Origin of the sequence: Micromonospora solifontis, from assembly GCF_003725545.1 — a bacterium.
Classification (GTDB): Bacteria; Actinomycetota; Actinomycetes; order Mycobacteriales; family Micromonosporaceae; genus Micromonospora; species Micromonospora solifontis.
This window is the reverse complement of sequence record NZ_RJLN01000213.1, coordinates 1-448: the sequence shown is the minus strand read 5'-3', so window position 1 is coordinate 448 and position 448 is coordinate 1. Positions and strand designations below refer to the sequence as shown.

Genomic DNA, 448 nt, shown 5'->3' with positions numbered 1-448 from the left:
GTCGATGAGGACCCGCGGGCCCTTGCCCTTGCCCCTGCCGTTGGCGATGCCGCCGCCGTTCTCACCGGCGGTGTTGTCGGCGACGTGGGACTCGGTGACCCGGAGGACGCCGACGTTGAAGATGCCGCCACCGTTCTTCCGGGCGTGGTTGTTCTCGACCTTGCTGTTCTCGACGTCGACCCGGCCGAAGTTGGCGATCGCGCCACCGTTGCCCTCGGCGTTGTTGCGGGTCAGCTCCACCTTCTTCAGGTGGGCGCTGCCGCCGTGCTCGACCAGCAGGGCGCCGCCGTCCGCGTCGCCCTCCTTGCCGTCGGGTCCCGGCGGCAGCAACGGCGCGGCCTGGGCGTCCGTCCCGTCCTGCGGGGCCGCCGCCGGCACCGGCGGGCCGCCGTACTTGAACTCGGCGGCGTTGCCGTCCTTGACGGTGAGGTCCTTCAGGGTCAGGTCG

1 pseudogene is annotated in these 448 nt (G+C 71.9%); it reads right to left on the bottom strand.

The features are described 5' to 3' along the window. Positions 1-448: pseudogene (locus EFE23_RS28365) on the bottom strand (hypothetical protein); the annotation flags it as partial.